This window comes from Janthinobacterium glycogeni, from assembly GCF_051380725.1.
Lineage (GTDB): Bacteria > Pseudomonadota > Gammaproteobacteria > Burkholderiales > Burkholderiaceae_D > Janthinobacterium.
In genome coordinates, this window is record NZ_JBNYXP010000007.1 from 81,750 (window position 1) to 104,428 (window position 22,679).

Genomic DNA, 22,679 nt, shown 5'->3' on the forward strand with positions numbered 1-22,679 from the left:
GTGATCTTGATTAATAACGGCTATCGTAAAGGGAGGCACGCGGGGGAGAGGGGGGCCTGGGAACTGCAAAGGGGCGCGGATTGTTTGGCCGGCAATGTGTAGTATACGACAGGCTTATGCTTTTTGCTTGGTAATACCACTTTTGTGTGGCGTCTGCGGCAGGCGGCGCGCGTCGACCTTAAGTTACCTGCCGCACGGCTGGCTTGCGCGGATTCCGCTATGATGGAAAAAAGTCATCGGCAAGGCGCCCGCAAACCGCTGCGGCAGGGGCGGCGCGGCCGGTGGCTGACCGTGCAAGCCCTTCGTGAACCCGATATTGACGACGCCAGCCCATGACCATGCCACTCGCGCAACAGCAGTCCGATTTGTATCCCGCCAGCAACGCCTGCGCGGCCAGCGCCACTCCTGTCACGATAGCCGAGATCAGCGCAGGCCTGTTGGCGCGCGACGCCTGGACCTCGCCCAAGTACCTGTACGACGCGCTGGGCTCGAAACTGTTCGAAGCCATCTGCGCCTTGCCCGAGTACTATCCGACGCGCACGGAAGCGGCCATCTTCGCGCGCCACGGCGCCGAGATCGCGCACGCCGTAGGGCCGGGCAGCACCCTGATCGACCTGGGCGCGGGCAATTGCGCCAAGGCCGCCAGCCTGTTTCCGCTGCTGCATCCGGCGCAATATGTGGCCGTGGATATTTCCTACGATTTCCTCAGCGAATCGTTGAACCGGCTGCAGCAGCGCTTTCCGCATATCGAGATGACGGGGCTGGGCCTGGATTTCTCCAGCCGCCTCGACTTGCCCGACAGCGTGCGCGAGGCGCGGCGCCTGTTCTTCTATCCCGGCTCATCGATCGGCAATTTCGCGCCTGAACAAGCGACCGCCTTTCTGCGCCGCCTGCGCGCGAATGCGGACGGCGATGGCGGCCTGCTGATCGGCGTCGACCTGATCAAGGAGGACGCCATCCTCGATGCGGCCTATGACGATGCGCTGGGCGTGACGGCCGCCTTCAACCTGAACATGCTGCGCCATGTGAACGGCCTGATCGGCGCCGACTTCGACGTGCGCGCGTGGCAGCACCACGGCTTTTTCAACGCCGACGAGCACCGCGTCGAAATGCACCTGGAAGCGCGCAGCGAACAAGTTGTCCATTGGAAAGGTGGCCAGCGCCGTTTCGCGAAAGGCGAACGCATTCATACGGAAGACAGCTATAAATATACGCGCCCGGCCTTCGTCGGCTTGCTGGAGCAGGCGGGTTTTTCCACCGTGCAAGTCTGGACGGACCCGCAGCAGTGGTTTGCCGTGATTTACGCCAGAGTCATCCGGGACTAACAACGTCTGACCAAACCTACTACGCGTCGCGCTTTGCGGCCTGCGATGCTCACCGTACTAAAGTACGGTTGCGCTTCTTGGCCACAAATCACTGCCGCTCGCTACGGTTTTGTCAGGCGTTCAAGATGCCAACACAAAACAAAAAACTACCATGCTGATCGATCATTACCATCAAGTGCGCCAGCATTCTCTGCTGCTGGCCGAACCCCTGTCCGACGAGGACTGCGGCGCGCAATCGATGCCGGACGCCAGTCCCGTGAAATGGCACCTCGCGCATACCACCTGGTTTTTCGAAACGTTTATCCTGGAAAGCATGGAGGCGGCGTTCGCGCCCTTTCATCCGGCCTTCCGCGTGCTGTTCAACTCGTATTACAACGGCGTGGGCGAGAAGCATCCGCGCGCCCAGCGCGGCTTGCTGACGCGGCCTGGCATGGCGCAGGTGCGCGCTTACAGGGCCAACGTCGATGCGCGCATCGCGCGCCTGCTGGCGGGAGAACTGGCGCGCGACGCGCGCGAGCGGCTGACCATGCTGCTGGCACTGGGGCTCGAACACGAGCAGCAGCACCAGGAATTGCTGTTGACGGACGTCAAGCACTTGCTGGCGCAGAGCGCCCTGTTTCCCGCGTACCTGAACAATGCACTGGACAGTGCGCCGGACAGTGCGCCGGACAGCGCGATTGCGCCAGCGCAGGAACACGCGCAGCCCACGGCCTGGCTCGCCTTCGAGGGCGGCCTGGCGCAGATCGGTCATGCGGGCGACGGCTTTTGTTTCGACAATGAATTGCCGCGCCATCCGCAATACGTGGCGCCGTTCGAACTGGCCAGCGCGCTGGTGACGAATGGCGAATTTCTCGCCTTTATCGAGGCGGGCGGTTACCGCACGGCCCACCTGTGGCTGGCCGAAGGCTGGGACTGGGTCCGCACGCAACAGCTGGCATGCCCGCTGTATTGGCAGTGCGACGAGGCGGGCCACTGGCAGGAATTCACTTTATTCGGCTTGCGCACGCTGGACCCGCAGGCGCCAGCCACGCACTTGTCGCTGTTCGAAGCGGATGCGTATGCGCACTGGGCCGGCGCGCGCCTGCCGACGGAAGCGGAGTGGGAAGTGGCGGCGCAGGGCGTCGACATGCAGGTGGGCCGGCTGCACCCACAGGCCGGCGCGCCGGGAGCGGGATTGCGGCAGATGTTTGGCCACTGCTGGCAGTGGACCAGCACCAGCTACGCGCCGTATCCGGGCTACCGCACGGCGCCGGGAGCGCTCGGTGAATACAACGGCAAGTTCATGCTGAACCAGTATGTGCTGCGCGGCTCGTCGTGCGCCACGCCGGCCGGCCATGCGCGCGCCAGCTACCGCAATTTCTTTCCGGCCGGCGCGCGCTGGCAGTTTTCCGGCATCCGCCTGGCGCGCCAGGTGGAATAGCTGAACTAGTTCAAGCGCGGAGCGGAGGTTGGCGCAGGGCGGGGCGGTGCCTTGGCGCCGGCGATGGAGTCCAGCTTGAACTGGCTGACGAGGGTTTCCAGTTCGCCCGCCTGCTCATGCATGGCAGCCGCAGCCGCGGCCGCTTCCTCGACCAGGGCCGCATTCTGCTGCGTCGTCTGGTCCATCTGCATGATGGCTGCATTGATCTGCTCGATGCCTTCGCTCTGCTCGTGGTTGGCGACGCTGATTTCACCGACGATGGCGCTGACCCGGCCCACGCTGGCCACCACTTCATCCATCGTGGCGCCCGCCTGGCTGACCAGCTGCGCACCCTGGCCGACGCGCGTGACGGAGTCGGCGATCAGTTCCTTGATTTCCTTGGCCGCCGCCGCCGAGCGTTGCGCCAGGTTGCGCACTTCGGATGCCACGACGGCAAAGCCGCGGCCTTGCTCGCCGGCGCGCGCCGCTTCCACTGCCGCGTTCAGGGCCAGGATATTCGTCTGGAAGGCGATGCCGTCGATGACGGCGATGATGTCGACGATCTTGCGCGACGAGGCATTGATGGCGTCCATGGTGCCGATCACTTCCGCCATGGCCGAGCCGCCGCGCTGCGCGATGGCCGACGCCGAGCGGGCCAGGCTGTCGGCCTGGCGCGCATTGTCGCTGTTGCTGCGCACGGTGCCCGTCAGTTCGATCATCGACGAGGCGGTTTCTTCCAGCGCGCTGGCCTGCGCTTCCGTGCGGGCCGACAAGTCGGCATTGCCGCTGGCGATCTGGCTCGACGCCACGGCAATCGTGCCCGTGCCGCCGCGCACTTGCCCCACCAGGGTGGCCAGGTTGGTGTTCATGTCGCGCAAGGCCTGCAGCAGCTGGCCCGCTTCATCCTTGCCGTCGGCCACGATCTTGCTGCTCAAGTCGCCTCCAGCCACGGCTTGCGCCACGCGCAGCGCATACGCGATCGGCGTGGTGATCGAGCGCGTGACCCGCCAGGCAAAGAGTACGCCCAGCAGCAGGGCGGCCGTGCCCAGGCTGGCCATCAGCACATTCGCCGCAGAAATATTCTGCTGGATTTGCTGGCCGCCATGCACGACCACCTCGCGCTGGAGTTCATTCAGGCGGTTCACCGTCTTTTGCAGCTGGTTCAGGGCGGGCAGGGTATCGTCGCGCACGTGCTTGGCCGCTTCCGTGCGCTGTCCCGCCACCAGCAGCTTGTCGGCCTGGCTGAACGAGACGACATAGGCCTTGCGCTGCTGCTTCAGGGTGGCCAGCAGTTCCTTGCCTTCAGGCAGCACGATCAGGCGGTCGAGGATGGCCAGCGCGTCGGTGATGGTGGCCTTGTTGGCATCGATTTCGCCATGGATGGCGTTGGCGCGGGCCGGATCTTCATGGATGAACAGCTCCAGCACCAGTGCCGCGTTCGAACGCGTCGTGCTGCGGATGGTGGCGATGGCGTCGGCCTTGGCCCAGTCTTTCTCGATGATGGACTCGCTGAGCGCGCCGATCTTGTCCAGCCGGAACAGGCCCGTTCCCACCAGCACTGCCATCAGCAGCAGCACCACGCCAAAGCCGGCACCCAGGCGTGCGCCTATCTTCATATCCGTCAATTTCATACTGATTCCCTCGGTAGCTAATGATCTGTCCCCGGTGGTCTTATTATGAAACGATTATACGGCGTGTGATACTTCTTTTGCAGCAACAATTGCCCTACGGAAATGAAAAAGCGGCACGGCGATCAAGCCGTACCGCTTTTTCTCCCTATAAGGGATGCCTGAGCCGTGTTCAGGCAGCGCTGGCAGCGACGTCGGCCGCTGTTGTTTTTTCGGCTTCCGTCTGGCCGATGCGGCGGTTCACGGCCGACAGCACGGCCTTGAACGAGGCGGTGACGATGTTGCTGTCGATGGCGGCGCCGAACAGGGTAGGACCGTTATCGAGGCGCAATTCCACGTAGCACGCCGCTTGCGCGTTGGCGCCGGAGCCGATCGAGTGCTCGTGGTAATCCATCAGCTTGATGTCGAGACCGAGCGCATTGACGAAGGCGTCGATGGGGCCGTTGCCGCCGCCTTGCAGGGCCAGCGGCGTCTGGCGGTGTGACAGGCTGATGTCGATCTGCACGGATTCGTCGCTGCTCGTGTCTTCCACCATGCGGTGCGAAGCGTAGGCGTACGGCACCGTCTGCTCCAGGTATTCCTGCTGGAAGATTTCATGGATATCCTGGGCGGCGATTTCGCGGCCCGTGGCATCGGCCACGGCTTGCACGGCGCGCGAGAATTCGATCTGCAGGCGGCGTGGCAAGACCAGGCCGTATTCCTGTTCCAGCAAGTACGCCATGCCGCCCTTGCCCGACTGGCTGTTGACGCGGATCACGGCGTCGTAGCTGCGGCCCAGGTCGGCCGGGTCGATCGGCAGGTAGGGCACTTCCCAGATGGCGCCAGCTTCTTGCTTGGCGAAACCTTTTTTGATCGCATCCTGGTGCGAGCCGGAGAATGCCGTGAAGACCAGGTCGCCCGCATACGGGTGGCGCGGGTGGACGGGCAGCTGGTTGCACTCTTCCACGCACTTGCGCACGCTGTCGATGTCGGAGAAATCCAGACCAGGGTGCACGCCCTGCGTGTACAGATTCATCGCCAAAGTCACCAGGTCGACGTTGCCCGTGCGCTCGCCATTGCCGAACAAGCAGCCTTCGACGCGGTCGGCGCCTGCCATCACGGCCAGCTCGGCCGAGGCGACGGCCGTGCCGCGGTCGTTATGCGGGTGCACGCTGATGATGATGGAATCGCGGCGCGCCAGCTTGCGCGACATCCATTCGATCTGGTCCGCATACACGTTGGGCGTGCTGCATTCGACGGTCGATGGCAGGTTGATGATCATCTTGTTGGCCGGCGTCGGCTTCCAGATGGCGCTGACGGCGTCGCAGATATGCTTGGAGAAATCGAGTTCCGTGGTGGAAAACGATTCCGGCGTGTATTCGAAACCCCATTCCGTTTGCGGATGCTGGGCCACCAATTGCTTCACGAGGGTGGTGCCGGTGGTGGCGATATTCGTGATTTCTTCGCGCGACATGCCGAATACGACCTTGCGGAACACGGGCGCCACGGAGTTGTACAGGTGGACGATGGCGCGCTTGGCGCCGACGACCGATTCCACCGTGCGGCGTATCAATTCTTCGCGCGACTGGGTCAGCACGATGATGGTGACGTCGTCCGGGATGCGGCCTTCATCGACGAGCTTGCGCACGAAATCGAAATCCGTCTGCGATGCCGATGGGAAACCCACTTCGATTTCCTTCAGGCCGATGGCGATCAGCATCTCGAAGAACCGCAGCTTCTTTTCCGCGCTCATCGGCTCGATCAAGGACTGGTTGCCGTCGCGCAAATCGGTGCTCATCCAGATAGGCGGTTTGCTGATGATCTGGTTCGGCCATTGACGGTCGGTCAATTTAACTGGAGGAAAGGCGCGGTATTTGGAAGCTGGGTTTTGCAACATCATGATCGGGTACTCCTGAAGATAGGGGGGAAATCAATGGTTGTGGCGCAAGCTTGCCGGGCGGCCACGCAACACTAGGCCAGGCAAGCGATCGGTAGCGATAGCAGATGCAGTGCAGCGACGATGCCGGCAGGGGCGGTCGCAGCGGGGATTACGTGTACGAATGGGGATGGTGCAAACATCATCAAACCTTCCAGGGTTTTTGAAACACGCCGGCGTGTGGCCAGGCGAAGCAATGCGGCAAACTTATGCGCGTGCTAGGTGTAGTCGCGATAGCGACAGCAGGGAAGGGGAGGAATGTTTGAAGGAGGACATGCAAGCAATGTAAGGGAAGTGGTGGTTGGCTGTCAAGCGTTTCCTGGCGACACCTTGTGTCAAACGTAACGCACCTGCGCCGCCTGGTCCGGCGCATCCAACGCATCCTGCGCCAGGCGCGCCAGGCTGCGCTGCAGCATGGCCGCTTCGTCGGGCAGGCGCGCGGCGAAGGCGGGCCTGCCGCGCAGCTCCAGTTGTTGCGGCATGTCCACCAGGCCCGTGATGGCATCGTGGAAAGCATCCCAGTTCATGCCGTAGAAGGAAGGAAAACCCAGCGCGGCGGCCAGGGCCGCGTGCAACTGGCGTGGCGAATTGATTGCGCTCAAGTCGATCGTCACGATGGCCAGTCTCTTCACACTATTCCCTTGAGCAAGTTCTGCAGGTTTTGCCGCATGCCGGCGACCACGGTTTCGTGCCGTTCCAGGATGGCGGAAGCATCCTTGAACGGTGCCGGGTCCAGGTACAGGCGCGGCAAGTCGGCCACGGCCACGCCGCGCGGGCCGCCGCGCAGGATGTCGTCCGCATGCTGCTGGATCGAGTTGACGGCAGCCTGGATGCGCGGCGTGGAAGATGCCGCCAGGCAAGCGGCCAGCGCGGCGTCGAGTTCGGCGCGCGCAGGCGCTTGCGGCAGCACGGGCGCGGCGATCTGTTCCAGCGGCGACATGTTGACGGCCGGCTTGCGATAGGCGTACAGGGCATCGAGCGCCATCAGCCGGTGCGGGCCGCCGCGCTGCAGCCAGTCCACGATGCGTGGCCACGGCGTGTCCAGCAGCGCCGCGGCCACGCCCCATGCTCCCGCCACGGGCGAGCCGACGTTGGCGTCGATCCAGGCGAGGGCGGCCGGATTGCCCGTGTAAGCCAGCAAGGTGGCGTTCGACGAGCGCAGCGCGGGCGCCTGCGTGGTCAGCACGGCAGTCAGCCAGGTGAGGGCGCCGTCGGGCGGCTGCTGCGATAGCTGTTGGGCAAACGGGTCGCTCAAGGCGCGACTGTCGGAAAATTGATATTCGTCGGACATGTTCTGTGATTCGGCGAGTGAGAAGAGTTGATAGGTTGACTGCTTGCCAGACCAGGAGCAGGGGCGAGCAATACACCGGATGCTGCGACGCCGGAGGGTTGGCGGCTACCGCGCCGATTTTTGGCAGCGTGCGGAAAAGTGCATGGTGGCGCTGTTTTCAAACGGGGAATTGATCTCGCCCTTTACCTCCTTCAATTTGCCGGTAAAGCGCATGGTCAGCGGGCCGCTGGCCGGTCCCGCATCATACGTGCACGCCAGGTTGTCGCCGCTTTGCCGGCAGTCGTAGAAGTTGCTCGCCTTGCCGCGCTCGTCAACCATGATGGTGCCTTGCGCCCCGTGCTGGTCGGGGGCGTCAAAGCTGAGCGCTATCGTGTGCTCCCCCGGATCCATGGGCATCTGCAAGTTCCCGGTACAGGTAAAGCCCGCCATTTTCGCCGCGATGTTATTTGGGCCCTGCGTCGCCGCGACGGCGTTGGCGCCGGCCGCACCCAGCAGGGCGGTAAGGAACAAGCATGGATGGGCGATGAGGCGTAACAGGTCTGTTTTCATAAGCCGATCAATATAGGTTGGCTTGCGACGCCAGGCTGGCGCGTGCAATTGATTACATTAAAAGTAACATTAATGATGCGGTAAGCCAAGTGCCAGTCTAGCAGCCGCAGTGGCGCACACGATTCAGAATCTTGTCATTTATAAACATTTAAGGCTGCCTTCAGTGCGGGCGGCTCCGCTTGCGCTACAATCGGCTCTCCTTTATTGCCACTGCCGCGTGCGGTTCTCTTCTGTCACCATGTTCCCTAAACGCCTGACCTTGCTTGCCCTGGCCGCCTTTGCGCTGGCCGGCTGCGACACTCCCTCCCCGAAACCGATCCAGGTATTGACGCCACCCGAGCCCATCGTCGTCACGCCCCGCAAGATCAAGATCGGCCTGGCGCTGGGCGGCGGCGCGGCGCGCGGTTTCGCGCATATCGGCGTGATCAAGGCGCTCGAATCGCAGGGCATCCATGCCGACCTCGTCACGGGCACCAGCGCCGGCAGCGTGGTGGGCGCGATGTATGCGGCGGGCAACTCCGGCTTCACCTTGCAAAAGATGGCGTTCGACATGGACGAGGCGGCCATTTCCGACTGGGCCTTGCCCCTGTTCGGCAAGTCGTCCGGTGTGCTGAAAGGCGAGGCGCTGCAAAGCTATGTCAACAAGGCCGTCGGCGGCTTGCCGCTGGAAAAACTCAAGATTCCATTCGGCGTGGTGGCGACCGACCTCAAAAATGGGCAGCCGATCCTGTTCCAGCGCGGCAATACCGGCATGGCTGTGCGCGCCTCGTCGGCCGTGCCCGGCGTGTTCCAGCCCGTGACGATCGCCGGCCATACCTATGTCGATGGCGGCCTCGTCGCTCCTGTGCCCGTGCGCTTTGCGCGCGACATGGGCGCCGACTTCATCATCGCCGTGAATATTTCGTCGCAAACGGATACGCAAAAGGCCATCAGTTCGATGGAGGTGCTGATGCAGACGTTCGCCATCATGGGCCAGCGCATCAACCAGTTCGAATTGAAAGATGCGGACGTGGTGATCCAGCCCAGCCTGGGCACCATGAAGGGCAACGATTTCAACAGCCGCAACCAGGCCATCCTGGCGGGCGAGCAGGCGACCTTTGCCGTCATGGCGCAGCTCAAGCAAAAGCTGAAAGCCAAGCGCGAGCAGTAAGCGATGGCGATGCTGCGCATTTCATTTCGTATACAATTTTGTTTCAACATAACAAGGATGCACCATGCAATCGAAACCGATTTTGACCCTGGACGACGTAAAGAAAATCGCTGCCGCCGCCGAAGCGGAAGCGGTCAAGCATAACTGGGCGGTTACCATCGCCATCGTCGACGACGGCGGCCACCTGCTGTGGCTGCAGCGCATGGATGGCGTGGCGCCGATCTCGTCGCACATCGCCCCATCGAAAGCCAAGACGGCCGCACTGGGCCGCCGCGAATCGCGCATCTATGAAGAGATGATCAATGGCGGCCGCGTGTCGTTCCTGAGCGCGCCGGAAATCGACGGCTTGCTCGAAGGCGGCGTGCCCATCGTGTTCGAAGGTCACTATGTGGGCGCCGTCGGCGTCTCGGGCGTCAAGTCCGCCGAGGACGCGCAAATTGCGAAGGCGGGTATTGCCGCTTTGACGGCCTAAATACTATCCGCAGTTGCAGAAGCAGCCGCCCCGCGCAAGCCGGGCGGCTTTTTTCATGGGGCGCAGGATTTATGCTGCTGCGCAAAAAAATGCCTGGCCTTCTGTATTTTCTTCCTTGTGGAAAAGCTTCCTTTTGGTTATAATTCAAAGGTTTAGCCAATCACACATATACCGTAGCGACTACCCATCCCCTCATTCAAAATGACCGTTGAAACACCCTGAGTGCATCTGGCTCGGGTATCTAGGCGGTCGGTCTGACGTGGCGCAGCTACGGTAACTTTATCAGGAGTTGCCCTTGCCGCCATTTTTTTCTGGCCCTGCCGTTCCAGCCATATTAGCGCTTGCTGATGGAACGATCTTTAAAGGTTTTTCGATCGGCGCCGCCGGTCATACCACGGGCGAGGTTGTTTTCAACACCTCGATGACCGGGTATCAGGAAATCCTTACCGACCCAAGCTATTGCCGCCAGATGGTCACCCTGACCTATCCGCATATCGGCAATACGGGCGTCAATCCCGAAGACGTCGAGTCTTCCAAAGTCCACGCCGCCGGCCTCATCATCCGCGATCTGCCATTGCTGGCATCCAATTTCCGTTCCACGCTCTCCCTGTCCGATTACCTGAAAGCTGAAAATATCGTCGCCATCGCCGGCATCGATACACGCAAGCTCACGCGCATCCTGCGTGAAAAAGGTGCGCAGGGCGGCGCCATCCTCGTCGGCACGCAAGGCAACGAACCATCCGCCGCGCAAGCGCTGGAACTGGCCCGCTCCTTCCCCGGCCTGGCCGGCATGGACCTGGCCAAAGTAGTCTCGAGCAAGGCTGCCTACGAGTACCGCGAAACGGAATGGACCCTGGGCGAAGGCTACGGCCAGCTGGCGGACGCGGACGCGAAGTACCACGTGGTCGCCTTCGACTACGGCGTCAAGCGCAACATCCTGCGCATGCTGACGGCGCGCGGCTGCAAAGTCACCGTGCTGCCCGCGCAAGCGACGGCCGCCGACGCCCTGGCACTGAATCCGGACGGCATCTTCCTGTCGAACGGTCCCGGCGACCCGGAACCGTGCGACTACGCCATCGCGGCGACGAAAGAGTTGATCGAGAAGGGCATCCCGACCTTCGGCATCTGCCTCGGTCACCAGATCATGGCGATCGCTTCCGGCGCGAAGACGCTGAAGATGAAGTTCGGCCACCACGGCGCCAACCACCCGGTGCAAGACCTGGAAACGAAACAGGTCTTGATCACTTCGCAAAACCACGGTTTCGCCGTCGACGCGGCAACCTTGCCCGCGAATTGCCGCGTGACCCATGAATCGCTGTTCGACGGCTCCCTGCAGGGCTTTGCCCGCACGGACAAGCCGGCCTTCTGCTTCCAGGGCCACCCTGAAGCGTCGCCGGGCCCGATGGATGTTGCTTACCTGTTTGACCGCTTCATCAACTTGATGGCTGCGGAGGAGAAAAAGAAAAATGCCTAAACGTTTAGATATCAAAAGTATTCTGATTATTGGCGCTGGCCCGATCGTGATCGGCCAGGCCTGCGAATTCGATTATTCCGGCGCGCAAGCGTGCAAGGCCCTGCGCGAAGAGGGCTACAAAGTCATCCTGGTCAACAGCAATCCTGCGACCATCATGACCGACCCGGAAATGGCCGACGTGACCTACATCGAACCGATCACCTGGTCGGTCGTTGAACGCATCATCGCCAAGGAGCGTCCTGACGCCATCCTGCCGACGATGGGCGGCCAGACGGCGCTGAACTGCGCGCTGGACCTGTTCAACAATGGCGTGCTGGCGAAATACAACGTCGAGCTGATCGGCGCGTCGCCGGAAGCCATCGACAAGGCCGAAGACCGTTCCAAGTTCAAGGACGCGATGACCAAGATCGGCCTCGGTTCGGCCCGTTCCGGCGTGGCGCACTCGATGGAAGAATCGTGGGCCGTGCAGCGCACGCTGGGCTTCCCGACCATCATCCGTCCATCGTTCACCATGGGCGGTTCCGGCGGCGGCATCGCCTACAACGAAGAAGAATTCGAAACCATCTGCAAGCGCGGCCTGGAAGCGTCGCCGACGAAAGAGCTGCTGATCGAAGAATCGTTGCTGGGCTGGAAAGAGTACGAGATGGAAGTGGTGCGCGACAAGGCGGACAACTGCATCATCATCTGCTCGATCGAAAACCTCGATCCGATGGGCGTGCACACGGGCGACTCGATCACGGTCGCGCCGGCGCAAACCTTGACGGACAAGGAATACCAGATCATGCGCAATGCCAGCCTGGCAGTGCTGCGCGAGATCGGCGTCGACACCGGTGGCTCGAACGTGCAATTCTCGATCAACCCTGTCGATGGCCGCATGATCGTCATCGAGATGAACCCGCGCGTATCGCGTTCGTCGGCGCTGGCTTCGAAAGCGACGGGTTTCCCGATCGCCAAGATCGCCGCCAAGCTGGCCGTCGGTTTCACCCTGGACGAGCTGCGCAATGAAATCACGGGCGGCGCCACGCCTGCCTCGTTCGAGCCGTCGATCGATTACGTCGTTACGAAGATTCCCCGTTTCACGTTCGAGAAATTCCCGACCGCCGATCACCACCTGACGACGCAGATGAAATCCGTCGGCGAAGTGATGGCGATCGGCCGTACCTTCCAGGAATCGTTCCAGAAAGCCTTGCGCGGCCTGGAAGTGGGCGTGGACGGCATGAACGAAAAGACCAAGGACCGCGAAAAAATCGAAGAAGAACTGGGCGAGCCTGGTCCTGAGCGCATCTGGTACGTGGGCGATGCGTTTGCGCAAGGTTTCACTTTGGAAGAAGTGCACAACCTGACCAAGATCGACCCATGGTTTTTGATCCAGATCAAGGAAATCGTCGACCTGGAACTGTGGCTGGACACGCAGAAGCTGGAAAACCTGGACAAGAACACCCTGTACAAGTTGAAACAGAAGGGCTTCTCGGACCGCCGCCTGGGCTTTTTGCTGCAGACGACCGACACGGCCGTGCGCCAGCAGCGCCATGCGCTGAACATCCGTCCCGTCTACAAGCGCGTCGACACCTGCGCAGCGGAATTTTCGACCGACACGGCGTACATGTATTCCACGTACGACGAAGAGTGCGAATCGAATCCGACCGACAAGAAAAAGATCATGGTGCTGGGCGGTGGCCCGAACCGTATCGGCCAGGGTATCGAGTTTGACTATTGCTGCGTCCACGCGGCCCTCGCCATGCGCGAAGACGGCTACGAAACCATCATGGTCAATTGCAACCCAGAAACCGTTTCGACCGATTACGATACCTCGGACCGCCTGTACTTCGAATCGTTGACCCTGGAAGACGTGCTGGAAATCGTCGCCATCGAAAAACCGGTAGGCGTGATCGTGCAGTACGGCGGCCAGACGCCTTTGAAGCTGGCGCTGGATCTGGAAGCGAACGGCGTACCGATCATCGGCACCTCGCCCGACATGATCGACGCGGCCGAAGACCGCGAGCGTTTCCAGCAGATGCTGCACAAGCTGGAACTGCGCCAGCCGCCTAACCGCACCGCGCGCACGGAAGCCGACGCCCTGGCGCTGGCGCAGGAAATCGGCTACCCGCTGGTCGTGCGTCCATCGTACGTGCTGGGCGGGCGCGCCATGGAAATCGTCCACGAGCAACGCGACCTCGAGCGCTACATGCGCGAAGCCGTCAAGGTGTCGCACGATTCGCCGGTGCTGCTGGACCGCTTCCTGAACGACGCCATCGAGTGCGACGTCGATTGCATCTCCGACGGCGAAACGACCTTCATCGGCGGCGTGATGGAACACATCGAACAGGCTGGCGTGCACTCGGGCGACTCGGCTTGCTCCTTGCCACCATACTCGTTGGCGCCGGAAACCATTGAAGAACTGAAACGCCAGACGGCGTTGATGGCCAAGGGCTTGAACGTGGTCGGCCTGATGAACGTGCAGTTTGCGATCCAGAAGCAAGAGATCGATGGCCAGATGAAAGACGTCGTCTTCGTGCTGGAAGTCAATCCACGCGCCTCGCGCACCGTGCCTTTCGTCTCGAAAGCCACCGGCCTGCAACTGGCGAAGATCGCCGCGCGCTGCATGGTCGGCCAGTCGCTGGCGTCGCAAGGCATCACGCAGGAAGTCGTGCCGCCATACTTCAGCGTCAAGGAAGCCGTGTTCCCGTTCGTCAAGTTCCCTGGCGTGGACACCATCCTGGGCCCTGAAATGAAATCGACGGGCGAAGTCATGGGCGTGGGCCTGACGTTCGGCGAAGCGTTTGTGAAATCGCAACTGGGCGCCGGCGTGAACCTGCCAAAATCGGGCAAGGTCTTCATCAGCGTGAAAGCGTCGGACAAGCCGCGCGCCGTGCAAGTCGCGCGCGACCTGGTCGAGTCCGGTTTCACCGTGGTCGCCACCAAGGGCACCGCCGCCGTGATCGCTGCCGCCGGCATCGCCGTCACGCCAGTGAACAAGGTGATCGAAGGCCGTCCGCACGTGGTCGACATGATCAAGAACCATGAAATCGTGCTGGTGATTAACACCGTGGAAGAAAAGCGCAGCGCCATCGTCGATTCGCGGGCCATCCGCACGTCGGCCCTGGCCTCGCGCGTGACGACCTACACCACCATCGCCGGCGCGGAAGCGGCCGTCGAAGGCATCCGCCATCTGGATGAGTTGCGTGTGTACGATTTGCAAGGCCTGCACAAGACCCTGCAGCAAGCTGAATAGTCCGCGTGTCATTTGCAGTGGCCGCCGTTAGGCGGTACACTGCATGCTTATCAACCACAGAGTTCCGTGCAGAGCAGCGCGCGGCCTCTGTGGTTTTCACTTGGTAAGACCGTTAACCGTGATGAAACACGGACAACGGCGCCGATAACTAGCAGATAGTAGAGATAACATGACCTCAGTCCCATTGACCAAATACGGCGCAGAACTTCTGAAAGAAGAGCTGCATCATTTGAAGACCAAGGAACGCCGCATCGTCATCGATGCGATCGCCGAAGCGCGTTCGCACGGAGATTTGTCGGAAAACGCCGAGTACGATGCCGCCAAGGAACGCCAGGCCTTCGTCGAAGGCCGCATCGCCGAACTCGAAGGCAAGCTGGGCGCGGCGCAAATCATCGACCCGACCGCGCTCGATGCGGAAGGCCGCGTGGTGTTTGCGTCGACCGTGAACCTGGAAGACCTGGAATCGGGCCAGAAAGTCACGTACCAGATCGTGGGCCTCGATGAAGCCGACCTGAAAATGAACAAGGTTTCCGTGACGTCCCCGATCGCCCGCGCGCTGATCGGCAAGTACGCCGGCGACGTGGTGGAAGTGCAGGCGCCGTCCGGCCCGCGCGAATACGAAATCCTGGAAGTGCTGTACATCTGATGCTCAGCCGCGTGCGCCTCCTCGTTGCCACCCTGTGGGCGGGCAGCCTGTGGACCATCGGCTTCATCGTGGCGCCCACCCTGTTCGGCACCTTGAGCGACCGCGTGCTGGCAGGCAATATCGCCGGCAGCATGTTCCGCGCCGAGGCCTGGCTGTCCATCGCCTGTGCCTTGGTGCTGCTGGCCTTGCTGCAATGGAGTCCCGGTGCGCTGGAACTCAAGCGCCGCCGCCTGCTGGGCGCGCTGGTGCTGTCCATGCTGGTGTGCGCGCTGCTCAGCCATTTCGGCATCTCGCCGCTGATGGCCGAACTCAAGGCGCAAGCGCCGTCGGGCATCATGGACGAGGCCATGCGCAGCCGCTTCGGCCTGCTGCATGGCGTCTCGACCCTGATCTTTGCCGTGCAGAGTGTGCTGGCAGGCGTGCTGATCTGGAAACAGCAGTAAGCGTTGGCCGCGTTGTCGGATTACGCGTGGCCTGCGGCCCCGCTAATCCGACCTACGGTGCTGCTGGTAGGTCGGATTAGCGCGCAGCGCGTAATCCGACAATGCCTTAATGGCAATAAAAAAGCGGAGCAGGGAAGATCCCGTGCTCCGCTTCTTGTTTCAAGCCCGGCCGCCTTGCGGTGGCCGGGTGAGCAGGCTTACTTGCTGCCCAGTGCGCTTTTCTTGGCGCTTTTCTGACGTGGCTTGGCACGCTTGATGGAACCGCCTTCGGTAACGCGCTCATTGCCCTTGATCATGACTTTCGTCACGCTCGGGCGCTTGGTGCCGCTGGCGCTGGCCTTGACGATGGTCACTTCGCGCATGCCTTTGCCGGCGCTGACCTTCTCCTTAACCACTTCTTTTTTCGGACGGTAGATTACCAGCAGTTTGCCAATATGTTGTACCGGGGCGGCGCCGAGATTGCCGCAAATCGTATCGTACATTCCGACGCGGGCTTCGCGGTCGTCGCCGAACACGCGGACTTTAATCAGACCGTGCGAATCCAGGCCAAGGTCGATCTCTTTGAGGACAGCAGGTGTCAAGCCCGCTTCGCCAATGATGACGATAGGCTTCAGCGCGTGTGCTTCGGCGCGCAGTGCGCTGCGCTCTACGGGTGTAAGTTTTAGCATAATAATATTTAGTAATTCCCTTAAAAGCAGTATTCTACGCGAATGGCAAAGAAGAAATTAAACAAAAACTGGTTGCACGACCACATAAATGATCCTTATGTGAAGTTGGCGCAAAAAGAGGGCTACCGCGCCCGGGCAGCATACAAGCTCAAAGAAATCGATGAAGACGAGAAACTGATCAAACCTGGCCAGGTGATTGTCGACCTTGGTTGCACTCCCGGCAGCTGGGCCCAGTACACGCGGCGCAAGCTGGCCGGCAAGGACGGCGGCGGGGTCAATGGTACCCTGATTGGCCTGGACATGCTGGAAATGGAGCCGATCGCCGATTTTCACTTCATCCAGGGCGACTTCCGCGAAGCGCGCGTGCTGCGCCAACTGGAAGTGGTGTTGCAAGGCCGCAAGGTCGATCTGGTGCTGTCGGACATGGCGCCCAACCTGTCGGGCATTGCCACGGCGGACGCCGCGCGCATGGAGCATCTGATCGACCTGGCCATCGAATTTTCGCAATTGCACCTGAAGCCGTCTGGCGTATTGCTGGTCAAATGTTTTAAAGACATGGGTTTCAGCCAGATCGTGGAGAAATTCCGCGCTGAATTCAAGGTCGTGGTGCAGAAAAAGCCGAAGGCCAGCCGCGATAAATCGTCGGAAATCTTCCTGATGGGCCGTGGAATCAAGAATCCGCTGAAAAATGCCGTAGAAGAAGATGATCCCGCCCTTGATATTTAAGAGGGAATCCGCACATGGGAACGAGAAGTGCAGTAGCGTCTGATGGCATAAAAGCCTAAATTGTTTATACTGCATTTTTTTGCGTGAACGCGGTTTTTTCGCGCGCACGGATCGGCGGGCTTTGGCACGGCCCGCTTATTGCGAGTAAAATCGTGTTTCTAGCTATAGGTAAAGAGATGCGCACTGCATCCAAGGAGTCTTCGTGAATAACATGTTTTCCAAATCTGCCATCTGGGTAGTCGTATTGCTGCTGTTGTTCATGCTGTTCAAGCAATTCGACAGTCATGGCGCCACAGGCGGCAGCAAGGCCATCGCTTATTCCGATTTGCTGGATGAAGTCAAAGCCAAGCGCGTCAAGGATGTCGTGATCGAAGGTTCGTCGATCACCGCCAAGCTGATGGACGACACCAAGGTGCGTACCACCGCCACCAGCCTCGACAAGGGCCTGATCGGCGACTTGCGCGACAATGGCGTGCATTTCGATGTGCGTCCGCCTGAGGAAGCGTCTTTCCTGCAAACTATTTTTGTTTCCTGGTTCCCCATGCTGCTGTTGATCGGCGTCTGGGTCTTTTTCATGCGTCAGATGCAAGGCGGCGGCAAGGGCGGGGCATTCTCGTTCGGCAAGTCGAAGGCGCGCATGATGGATGAAGCCAGCAACACCGTCACCTTCGCCGATGTCGCCGGTTGCGACGAAGCGAAAGAAGAAGTCAACGAAGTGGTCGACTTCCTCAAGGATCCGAGCAAATTCCAGAAACTGGGCGGCCGCATTCCCCGCGGCGTGCTGATGGTTGGCCCTCCGGGCACGGGTAAAACCCTGCTGGCGCGCGCCATCGCCGGCGAAGCCAAGGTGCCGTTCTTCTCGATCTCCGGTTCCGACTTCGTGGAAATGTTCGTCGGCGTGGGTGCCTCCCGCGTGCGCGACATGTTCGAGAACGCGAAAAAGCATTCGCCTTGCATCATCTTCATCGATGAGATCGACGCTGTCGGCCGTCACCGCGGCGCCGGCATGGGCGGCGGCAATGACGAGCGCGAACAGACCCTGAACCAGTTGCTGGTCGAGATGGACGGTTTTGAAGCGAACTCCGGCGTCATCGTTGTGGCCGCCACCAACCGCGCCGACGTGCTCGACAAGGCCTTGCTGCGTCCGGGCCGTTTCGACCGCCAGGTGTCCGTCGGCTTGCCCGATATCCGCGGCCGCGAACAGATCTTGAACGTGCACATGCGCAAAGTGCCTATCGGTACCGATGTGAAAGCCGATATCCTGGCCCGCGGCACCCCTGGTTTCTCGGGCGCGGACCTGGCCAATCTGGTCAACGAGGCAGCCCTGTTCGCGGCACGCCGCAGCAAGCGCCTGGTGGAAATGGCTGACTTCGAAGATGCGAAAGACAAGATCTACATGGGTCCAGAGCGTAAATCGATGATCATCCGCGAGGAAGAGCGCCGCAATACGGCTTACCATGAGTCCGGTCACGCCGTCGTCGCCAAGTTGCTGCCGAAGGCCGATCCCGTGCATAAAGTAACGATCATGCCGCGCGGCTGGGCTCTGGGCCTGACCTGGCAGTTGCCGGAACACGACAACTTGTCCGCCTACAAGGACAAGATGCTGGAAGAAATTTCCATCCTGTTCGGCGGCCGTATCGCCGAAGAGATCTTCGTGGGACAAATGTCCACGGGCGCATCGAACGACTTCTCGCGCGCCACCAAGCTGGCCCGCTCCATGGTGACCCGCTTCGGCATGTCCGACAGCATGGGCGTGATGGTCTACGAAGACAGCGAAAACGAAGGTTTCTTCGGTGGCGCCACCAAGACGATCTCGGAAGCGACCCAGCAAAAGGTCGATGCAGAAATCCGCAACATTCTCGACAAGCAGTATGCTTTGGCGCGCACCTTGCTGGAAGGCAACCGCGACAAGGTCGAAATGATGACCAAAGCCTTGCTGGAATGGGAAACCATTGATGCAGAGCAAATCAATGACATCATGGCCGGCCTGGAGCCGCGTCCACCGAAAGTCATTCCGCCACGCCGCAATGCGGGCGGTGATAGCGGCACGGGCGGCATTTCGCCAAACGTGACGGCACCAGCCTGACAAGGGCCGCCCTGACGGGCGGCACGCAAGGGTATGGCAAGAACGAGGGTAAGGAGCGATCCTTGCCCTTTTTCGTTGCCGCGCCAGATTTCCCTGACGACTACAAAGATTCACATGCGACACTATTTGCAATTCGGCCGTTTCGGCTTCAACCTGTCCGGTGCGCAGGCGCTGGTGATGGGCATCCTGAACATCACACCCGACTCGTTTTCCGATGCGGGTCAGTATCAACACCTGGAATTTGCCCTGTCGCGCGCCGAGCAGATGATTGCCGACGGCGCCGACATCATCGATATCGGCGGCGAATCAAGCCGCCCCGGCGCGCCGCCGCTGCCGCTGCTCGATGAGTTGCAGCGCGTCATGCCCGTGCTGTACGCCTTGCGCGACTGCGGCAAGCCCTTGTCCGTCGATACGTACAAGCCTGAAGTGATGCGCGAAGCTATCCTGGCGGGCGCCGACATGATCAACGACATCAACGGTTTCCGCGCGCCAGGCGCCATCGACGCCGTGCGGGACAGCGATTGCGCGCTGTGCATCATGCACATGCAAAACGTGCCAGAAACCATGCAAGCCCAGCCGCAGTACGGGGACGTGGTGCGCGAAGTCATCGACTTTCTGCGCGAGCGCATCGATATCATGACGGCCGCCGGCATCGCCCGCGAGCGCCTGTGCGTCGATCCCGGCTTTGGCTTCGGCAAGACGGTGGAGCAGAACTATGCCTTGCTGCGCGCCACGCGCCAGCTGCGCAGCGAGCTGGGCCTGCCCGTGCTGGCGGGCCTGTCGCGCAAGTCGATGATCGGCGCCGTGACGGGACGCCCCGTCGAGCAGCGCCTGGCCGGCAGTGTGGCCGGTGCGCTTGCGGCGGTAGCACAAGGCGCGGAAATTATCCGTGTGCATGATGTCGCTGAAACCGTCGATGCACTGAAGGTCTGGCGCATGGCGCACTGAACCTGTAAGATTCATTATAAACAACAAAAAGAGAAATACTATGACGCGTAAATATTTTGGCACCGATGGCATCCGCGGTCTGGTGGGCACGGCTCCGATCACCCCCGACTTCGTCATGCGGCTCGGCTATGCGGCCGGCAAGGTGCTGGCCAAGTCGCAAGGCGGCAAGGCGCGCCCGACCGTGCTGATCGGCAAGGACACGCGCATTTCCGGCTACATGCTGGAAGCGGCGCTGGAAGCGGGCCTGTCGGCCGCCGGCGTGGACGTGATGCTGGCCGGCCCCATGCCGACGCCGGCGATCGCCTACCTGACGCGGGCCCTGCGCCTGTCGGCCGGCGTGGTCATTTCCGCTTCGCACAATCCCTATCACGACAATGGCATCAAGTTCTTTTCCAGCCAGGGCACCAAGCTGCCCGACAGCGTGGAACTGGAAATCGAAGCGGCGATCGACGAGCCCATGGCGTGCGTGCCCTCGGACAAGCTGGGCCGCGCCAAGCGCCTGGACGATGCCCAGGGCCGCTACATCGAATTTTGCAAGAGCACCTTCCCGAACGAGCTGGACTTGCGCGGCCTGAAGATCATCGTCGATTGCGCGCATGGCGCCGCCTACCATATCGCGCCGCACGTCTTCCACGAGCTGGGCGCGGAAGTCATCGCCATCGGCAACAAGCCCGACGGCTTCAACATCAATGCGGGCTTCGGCGCCACGGCAACCAAGGCCATGGCCGAGGCCGTCATCGAGCACGGCGCCGATCTCGGCATCGCCCTCGACGGCGACGCCGACCGCCTGATCATGTGCGACGCCACGGGCCGTTTGTACAACGGCGACGAGTTGTTGTACGTCATGGTCAAGGACCGCCTGGCGACGGGGCCCGTGGCCGGCGCCGTCGGCACATTGATGACGAATATGGCGCTGGAAGTGCTGTTCAAGCAGCAGGGCATCGGCTTTGCGCGCGCCAAGGTGGGCGACCGCTACGTGCTGGAAGTGATGAAGGAAAAGGGCTGGATACTGGGCGGCGAGGGCTCGGGCCATTTGCTGTGCCTTGACCGCCACACGACGGGCGACGGCATCGTCTCCGCGCTGCAAGTGTTGTCCGCGCTCAAGCGCAGCGGCCAGAGCCTGCAGCAATGCCTGGCCGAACTGGTGCTGTTCCCGCAAACCCTGATCAATCTGCGCGTGGCGCCCGGTTTCGACTGGCAGAAAAATGCCGCCATGGTGGCCGAGAAGGAACTGGTCGAGGCCGAACTGGGCGACACGGGCCGCGTGCTGATCCGCGCTTCGGGCACCGAACCGCTGATCCGCGTGATGGTGGAGGCGAAAGATAAAGAAAAGGCCGAGTCAATGGCGCGCCGCATCGCGGATAAAGTGGCGGTGTAAAGGCAAGCGGCGATAGTTATTTCCATCTAATTCGTCTATGGCAATTGACGAAATTGGGTGGGGGCGTTATTATCTTGTCTTCGGAGTGTGGCGCAGCCCGGTAGCGCACCTGGTTTGGGACCAGGGGGTCCAAGGTTCGAATCCTTGTACTCCGACCAAAGTCATAAGCGGGCTGTCAGAAATGACAGCCCGTTTTCTATTGTGCGACGCCTTGGCATTGCTGGCGCGCATAGACTAAAATGGTGCACCTTTCCGCCCATCGTTCAACGGATAGGACAACGGTCTTCTAAACCGTGAATGGGGGTTCGATTCCCTCTGGGCGGACCAGCTCATGCTGGCCATGCAAGCGACAGCCTGTCGCATGCCATCACTCTTCATCTTCCATCGTTCGCCTGTCTGCCGTGTCACGGCTGCGCAAACAGCACCACGCTCAGCAAATACAGCAGCGGCGCCGCGCACAGCAGAGCGGATAATACCGACACCATTTTCTTGCTGGCCAGCCGGGCCAGGCGCAGCCGCTCCCGTACGGGCAGGTGGCGGCGGATCACGCTGCGCGTGCGTGGCTGAAACGGTTGTTCATTCATGAGTTTTCCCTCGTCGATCAGCAGTTGATGCCGTCGAGCATAGCGAGGGAAGTCTAAAGATGGTGTAAAAAGCAGGCCTGGCGCCGCAAGCGCGGCGTAAAGATGCGGTTGGCAAAGGCGGCAGCGGCCACAGGTGCACCGCGGCCGCTGATGGCACTTACTTTCCCTGGCGGCGGCGTGCCAGGAGGCCCAGCAGGCCCAGGCCGGCGAGCAGCATGGCATAGGTTTCAGGTTCCGGCACGGCGGAAATGAAGGCCCTGTAGTTGCTCAGATCCTTGGGCAGGCCCGCCACCGTGAAGGTGGTGCCGGCAGCCACCGGAGCGGCCCAGTGGAATACCAGTTCGCCCTGGCCGAAGTGGATGGCCAGGTAGTCATAGGCGGCCGCGCTCGTATAGGAATTGATGCCGCCACTCAGGCCTGCCGTGGTGCCGGCAGTGCAGCCCGAGGTGGCATTGTCGCAATACGAAACGGCGGCGCCCAGGCTGCTGCCGAAGACGCCATTGATATAGCCCTGAATGTCCGAAGGGCTCTGCGGCACCAGATTGTCATCATAATATTTCACCTGCAGTGCCGGCGATGGCGAATAGGTGACGGTGCTGCCGGCGATGACGAAGCCGCTGGCCGGGCCTACATCGACCCAGGTGGCGGCTTGCGCCGCACTTGCCAGCACGGTCACTGCGGCCAGCATGGATGCCTTGATGGCAATAATCTTTACGCTTTTCATGAAAATCCCCTTGTGCTTGAGACAGTCGCTTCATCGTGTTG

The 22,679-nt window shown here is 61.3% G+C and carries 20 protein-coding genes and 2 tRNA genes; 14 read left to right on the forward strand and 8 right to left on the reverse strand.

Going from position 1 to position 22,679, the window contains the following annotated elements:
- Positions 1-332 precede the first annotated feature (332 nt).
- Positions 333-1,325: an L-histidine N(alpha)-methyltransferase gene (egtD, locus tag ACQ4W4_RS17545; protein ID WP_436543078.1), complete on the forward strand. Its 993-nt coding sequence runs from the start codon at positions 333-335 to the stop codon at positions 1,323-1,325.
- Positions 1,326-1,476: 151 nt separating this feature from the next.
- The gene (gene egtB, locus ACQ4W4_RS17550) at positions 1,477-2,745 is read left to right on the forward strand and encodes an ergothioneine biosynthesis protein EgtB (RefSeq protein ID WP_436543079.1); all 1,269 of its coding nucleotides are present in this window, start codon (positions 1,477-1,479) and stop codon (positions 2,743-2,745) included.
- Between the two features lie 5 nt (positions 2,746-2,750).
- Here egtB and ACQ4W4_RS17555 read toward each other — a convergent pair whose 3' ends face one another.
- The 5 genes from ACQ4W4_RS17555 to ACQ4W4_RS17575 form a co-directional block, all read right to left on the reverse strand.
- On the reverse strand, positions 2,751-4,355 hold the full coding sequence (locus ACQ4W4_RS17555) for a methyl-accepting chemotaxis protein (RefSeq protein ID WP_436543080.1): 1,605 nt from the start codon (positions 4,353-4,355) through the stop codon (positions 2,751-2,753).
- A gap of 169 nt (positions 4,356-4,524) precedes the next feature.
- A complete protein-coding gene (leuA, locus tag ACQ4W4_RS17560; protein ID WP_436543081.1) occupies positions 4,525-6,231 on the reverse strand; it encodes a 2-isopropylmalate synthase in 1,707 nt (568 codons plus the stop codon).
- A 371-nt stretch (positions 6,232-6,602) separates the two neighbouring features.
- A complete protein-coding gene (locus tag ACQ4W4_RS17565; RefSeq protein WP_436543082.1) occupies positions 6,603-6,899 on the reverse strand; it encodes a barstar family protein in 297 nt (98 codons plus the stop codon).
- Positions 6,896-7,558 carry a hypothetical protein gene (locus ACQ4W4_RS17570; RefSeq protein WP_436543083.1) on the reverse strand — a complete coding sequence of 221 codons (663 nt, stop codon included), beginning with the start codon at positions 7,556-7,558 and terminating at the stop codon, positions 6,896-6,898. The genes ACQ4W4_RS17565 and ACQ4W4_RS17570 overlap by 4 nt, the downstream gene beginning before the upstream one ends.
- A gap of 105 nt (positions 7,559-7,663) precedes the next feature.
- Complete coding sequence (locus ACQ4W4_RS17575) at positions 7,664-8,107, reverse strand: hypothetical protein (RefSeq protein ID WP_436543084.1); 444 nt, start codon at positions 8,105-8,107, stop codon at positions 7,664-7,666.
- Positions 8,108-8,345: 238 nt separating this feature from the next.
- Here ACQ4W4_RS17575 and ACQ4W4_RS17580 point away from each other — a divergent pair, with 238 nt between their 5' ends.
- The 6 genes from ACQ4W4_RS17580 to ACQ4W4_RS17605 all read left to right on the forward strand — a co-directional run bounded on the left by ACQ4W4_RS17580 (position 8,346) and on the right by ACQ4W4_RS17605 (position 15,524).
- Positions 8,346-9,257, forward strand: a complete 912-nt coding sequence (locus tag ACQ4W4_RS17580; RefSeq protein ID WP_436543085.1) for a patatin-like phospholipase family protein — start codon at positions 8,346-8,348, stop codon at positions 9,255-9,257.
- A 64-nt stretch (positions 9,258-9,321) separates the two neighbouring features.
- The gene (locus tag ACQ4W4_RS17585; RefSeq protein WP_436543086.1) at positions 9,322-9,729 is read left to right on the forward strand and encodes a GlcG/HbpS family heme-binding protein; all 408 of its coding nucleotides are present in this window, start codon (positions 9,322-9,324) and stop codon (positions 9,727-9,729) included.
- Between the two features lie 295 nt (positions 9,730-10,024).
- Positions 10,025-11,203: a glutamine-hydrolyzing carbamoyl-phosphate synthase small subunit gene (carA, locus tag ACQ4W4_RS17590; protein ID WP_071077946.1), complete on the forward strand. Its 1,179-nt coding sequence runs from the start codon at positions 10,025-10,027 to the stop codon at positions 11,201-11,203.
- The gene (gene carB / locus ACQ4W4_RS17595; protein WP_436543087.1) at positions 11,196-14,435 is read left to right on the forward strand and encodes a carbamoyl-phosphate synthase large subunit; all 3,240 of its coding nucleotides are present in this window, start codon (positions 11,196-11,198) and stop codon (positions 14,433-14,435) included. Before carA ends, carB begins: the two co-directional genes overlap by 8 nt.
- A 169-nt stretch (positions 14,436-14,604) precedes the next feature.
- On the forward strand, positions 14,605-15,081 hold the full coding sequence (gene greA / locus ACQ4W4_RS17600; RefSeq protein ID WP_034757428.1) for a transcription elongation factor GreA: 477 nt from the start codon (positions 14,605-14,607) through the stop codon (positions 15,079-15,081).
- Positions 15,081-15,524: a DUF4149 domain-containing protein gene (locus tag ACQ4W4_RS17605; RefSeq protein WP_436543088.1), complete on the forward strand. Its 444-nt coding sequence runs from the start codon at positions 15,081-15,083 to the stop codon at positions 15,522-15,524. Before greA ends, ACQ4W4_RS17605 begins: the two co-directional genes overlap by 1 nt.
- A 197-nt stretch (positions 15,525-15,721) precedes the next feature.
- Here ACQ4W4_RS17605 and ACQ4W4_RS17610 read toward each other — a convergent pair whose 3' ends face one another.
- Entirely contained in the window at positions 15,722-16,192 is a 471-nt protein-coding gene (locus ACQ4W4_RS17610) for a YhbY family RNA-binding protein (protein ID WP_010397237.1), read from the reverse strand.
- A gap of 42 nt (positions 16,193-16,234) precedes the next feature.
- Between ACQ4W4_RS17610 and ACQ4W4_RS17615 the strand changes: the two genes are divergently transcribed.
- The 6 genes from ACQ4W4_RS17615 to ACQ4W4_RS17640 all read left to right on the forward strand — a co-directional run bounded on the left by ACQ4W4_RS17615 (position 16,235) and on the right by ACQ4W4_RS17640 (position 21,657).
- Entirely contained in the window at positions 16,235-16,918 is a 684-nt protein-coding gene (locus tag ACQ4W4_RS17615) for an RlmE family RNA methyltransferase (RefSeq protein ID WP_070219517.1), read from the forward strand.
- A 202-nt stretch (positions 16,919-17,120) separates the two neighbouring features.
- Positions 17,121-19,004: an ATP-dependent zinc metalloprotease FtsH gene (gene ftsH, locus ACQ4W4_RS17620; RefSeq protein WP_099379575.1), complete on the forward strand. Its 1,884-nt coding sequence runs from the start codon at positions 17,121-17,123 to the stop codon at positions 19,002-19,004.
- A gap of 114 nt (positions 19,005-19,118) precedes the next feature.
- Positions 19,119-19,952, forward strand: a complete 834-nt coding sequence (gene folP / locus ACQ4W4_RS17625; RefSeq protein WP_436543089.1) for a dihydropteroate synthase — start codon at positions 19,119-19,121, stop codon at positions 19,950-19,952.
- A 40-nt stretch (positions 19,953-19,992) separates the two neighbouring features.
- Entirely contained in the window at positions 19,993-21,330 is a 1,338-nt protein-coding gene (gene glmM / locus ACQ4W4_RS17630; protein WP_436543090.1) for a phosphoglucosamine mutase, read from the forward strand.
- Between the two features lie 81 nt (positions 21,331-21,411).
- A tRNA-Pro gene (locus tag ACQ4W4_RS17635) sits at positions 21,412-21,488 on the forward strand.
- A 94-nt stretch (positions 21,489-21,582) separates the two neighbouring features.
- A tRNA-Arg gene (locus ACQ4W4_RS17640) sits at positions 21,583-21,657 on the forward strand.
- A gap of 77 nt (positions 21,658-21,734) precedes the next feature.
- Here the strand turns inward: ACQ4W4_RS17640 and ACQ4W4_RS17645 are convergent.
- The gene (locus tag ACQ4W4_RS17645) at positions 21,735-21,914 is read right to left on the reverse strand and encodes a hypothetical protein (protein ID WP_436543091.1); all 180 of its coding nucleotides are present in this window, start codon (positions 21,912-21,914) and stop codon (positions 21,735-21,737) included.
- A gap of 157 nt (positions 21,915-22,071) precedes the next feature.
- On the reverse strand, positions 22,072-22,638 hold the full coding sequence (locus ACQ4W4_RS17650; protein ID WP_436543092.1) for a PEP-CTERM sorting domain-containing protein: 567 nt from the start codon (positions 22,636-22,638) through the stop codon (positions 22,072-22,074).
- Positions 22,639-22,679 lie beyond the last annotated feature (41 nt).

Bases quoted from the DNA above. Each gene is read 5' to 3' on its own strand.
- egtB (WP_436543079.1), top strand. From the start codon at position 1,477: ATGCTGATCGATCATTACCATCAAGTGCGCCAGCATTCTCTGCTGCTG.
- ACQ4W4_RS17555 (WP_436543080.1), bottom strand. From the start codon at position 4,355: ATGAAATTGACGGATATGAAGATAGGCGCACGCCTGGGTGCCGGCTTT.
- ACQ4W4_RS17575 (WP_436543084.1), bottom strand. From the start codon at position 8,107: ATGAAAACAGACCTGTTACGCCTCATCGCCCATCCATGCTTGTTCCTT.
- ACQ4W4_RS17585 (WP_436543086.1), top strand. From the start codon at position 9,322: ATGCAATCGAAACCGATTTTGACCCTGGACGACGTAAAGAAAATCGCT.
- carB (WP_436543087.1), top strand. From the start codon at position 11,196: ATGCCTAAACGTTTAGATATCAAAAGTATTCTGATTATTGGCGCTGGC.
- ACQ4W4_RS17605 (WP_436543088.1), top strand. From the start codon at position 15,081: ATGCTCAGCCGCGTGCGCCTCCTCGTTGCCACCCTGTGGGCGGGCAGC.
- folP (WP_436543089.1), top strand. From the start codon at position 19,119: ATGCGACACTATTTGCAATTCGGCCGTTTCGGCTTCAACCTGTCCGGT.
- ACQ4W4_RS17610 (WP_010397237.1), bottom strand. From the start codon at position 16,192: ATGCTAAAACTTACACCCGTAGAGCGCAGCGCACTGCGCGCCGAAGCA.
- ACQ4W4_RS17645 (WP_436543091.1), bottom strand. From the start codon at position 21,914: ATGAATGAACAACCGTTTCAGCCACGCACGCGCAGCGTGATCCGCCGC.
- glmM (WP_436543090.1), top strand. From the start codon at position 19,993: ATGACGCGTAAATATTTTGGCACCGATGGCATCCGCGGTCTGGTGGGC.
- ACQ4W4_RS17570 (WP_436543083.1), bottom strand. From the start codon at position 7,558: ATGTCCGACGAATATCAATTTTCCGACAGTCGCGCCTTGAGCGACCCG.
- ACQ4W4_RS17580 (WP_436543085.1), top strand. From the start codon at position 8,346: ATGTTCCCTAAACGCCTGACCTTGCTTGCCCTGGCCGCCTTTGCGCTG.
- leuA (WP_436543081.1), bottom strand. From the start codon at position 6,231: ATGATGTTGCAAAACCCAGCTTCCAAATACCGCGCCTTTCCTCCAGTT.
- egtD (WP_436543078.1), top strand. From the start codon at position 333: ATGACCATGCCACTCGCGCAACAGCAGTCCGATTTGTATCCCGCCAGC.
- ACQ4W4_RS17650 (WP_436543092.1), bottom strand. From the start codon at position 22,638: ATGAAAAGCGTAAAGATTATTGCCATCAAGGCATCCATGCTGGCCGCA.
- ACQ4W4_RS17615 (WP_070219517.1), top strand. From the start codon at position 16,235: ATGGCAAAGAAGAAATTAAACAAAAACTGGTTGCACGACCACATAAAT.
- greA (WP_034757428.1), top strand. From the start codon at position 14,605: ATGACCTCAGTCCCATTGACCAAATACGGCGCAGAACTTCTGAAAGAA.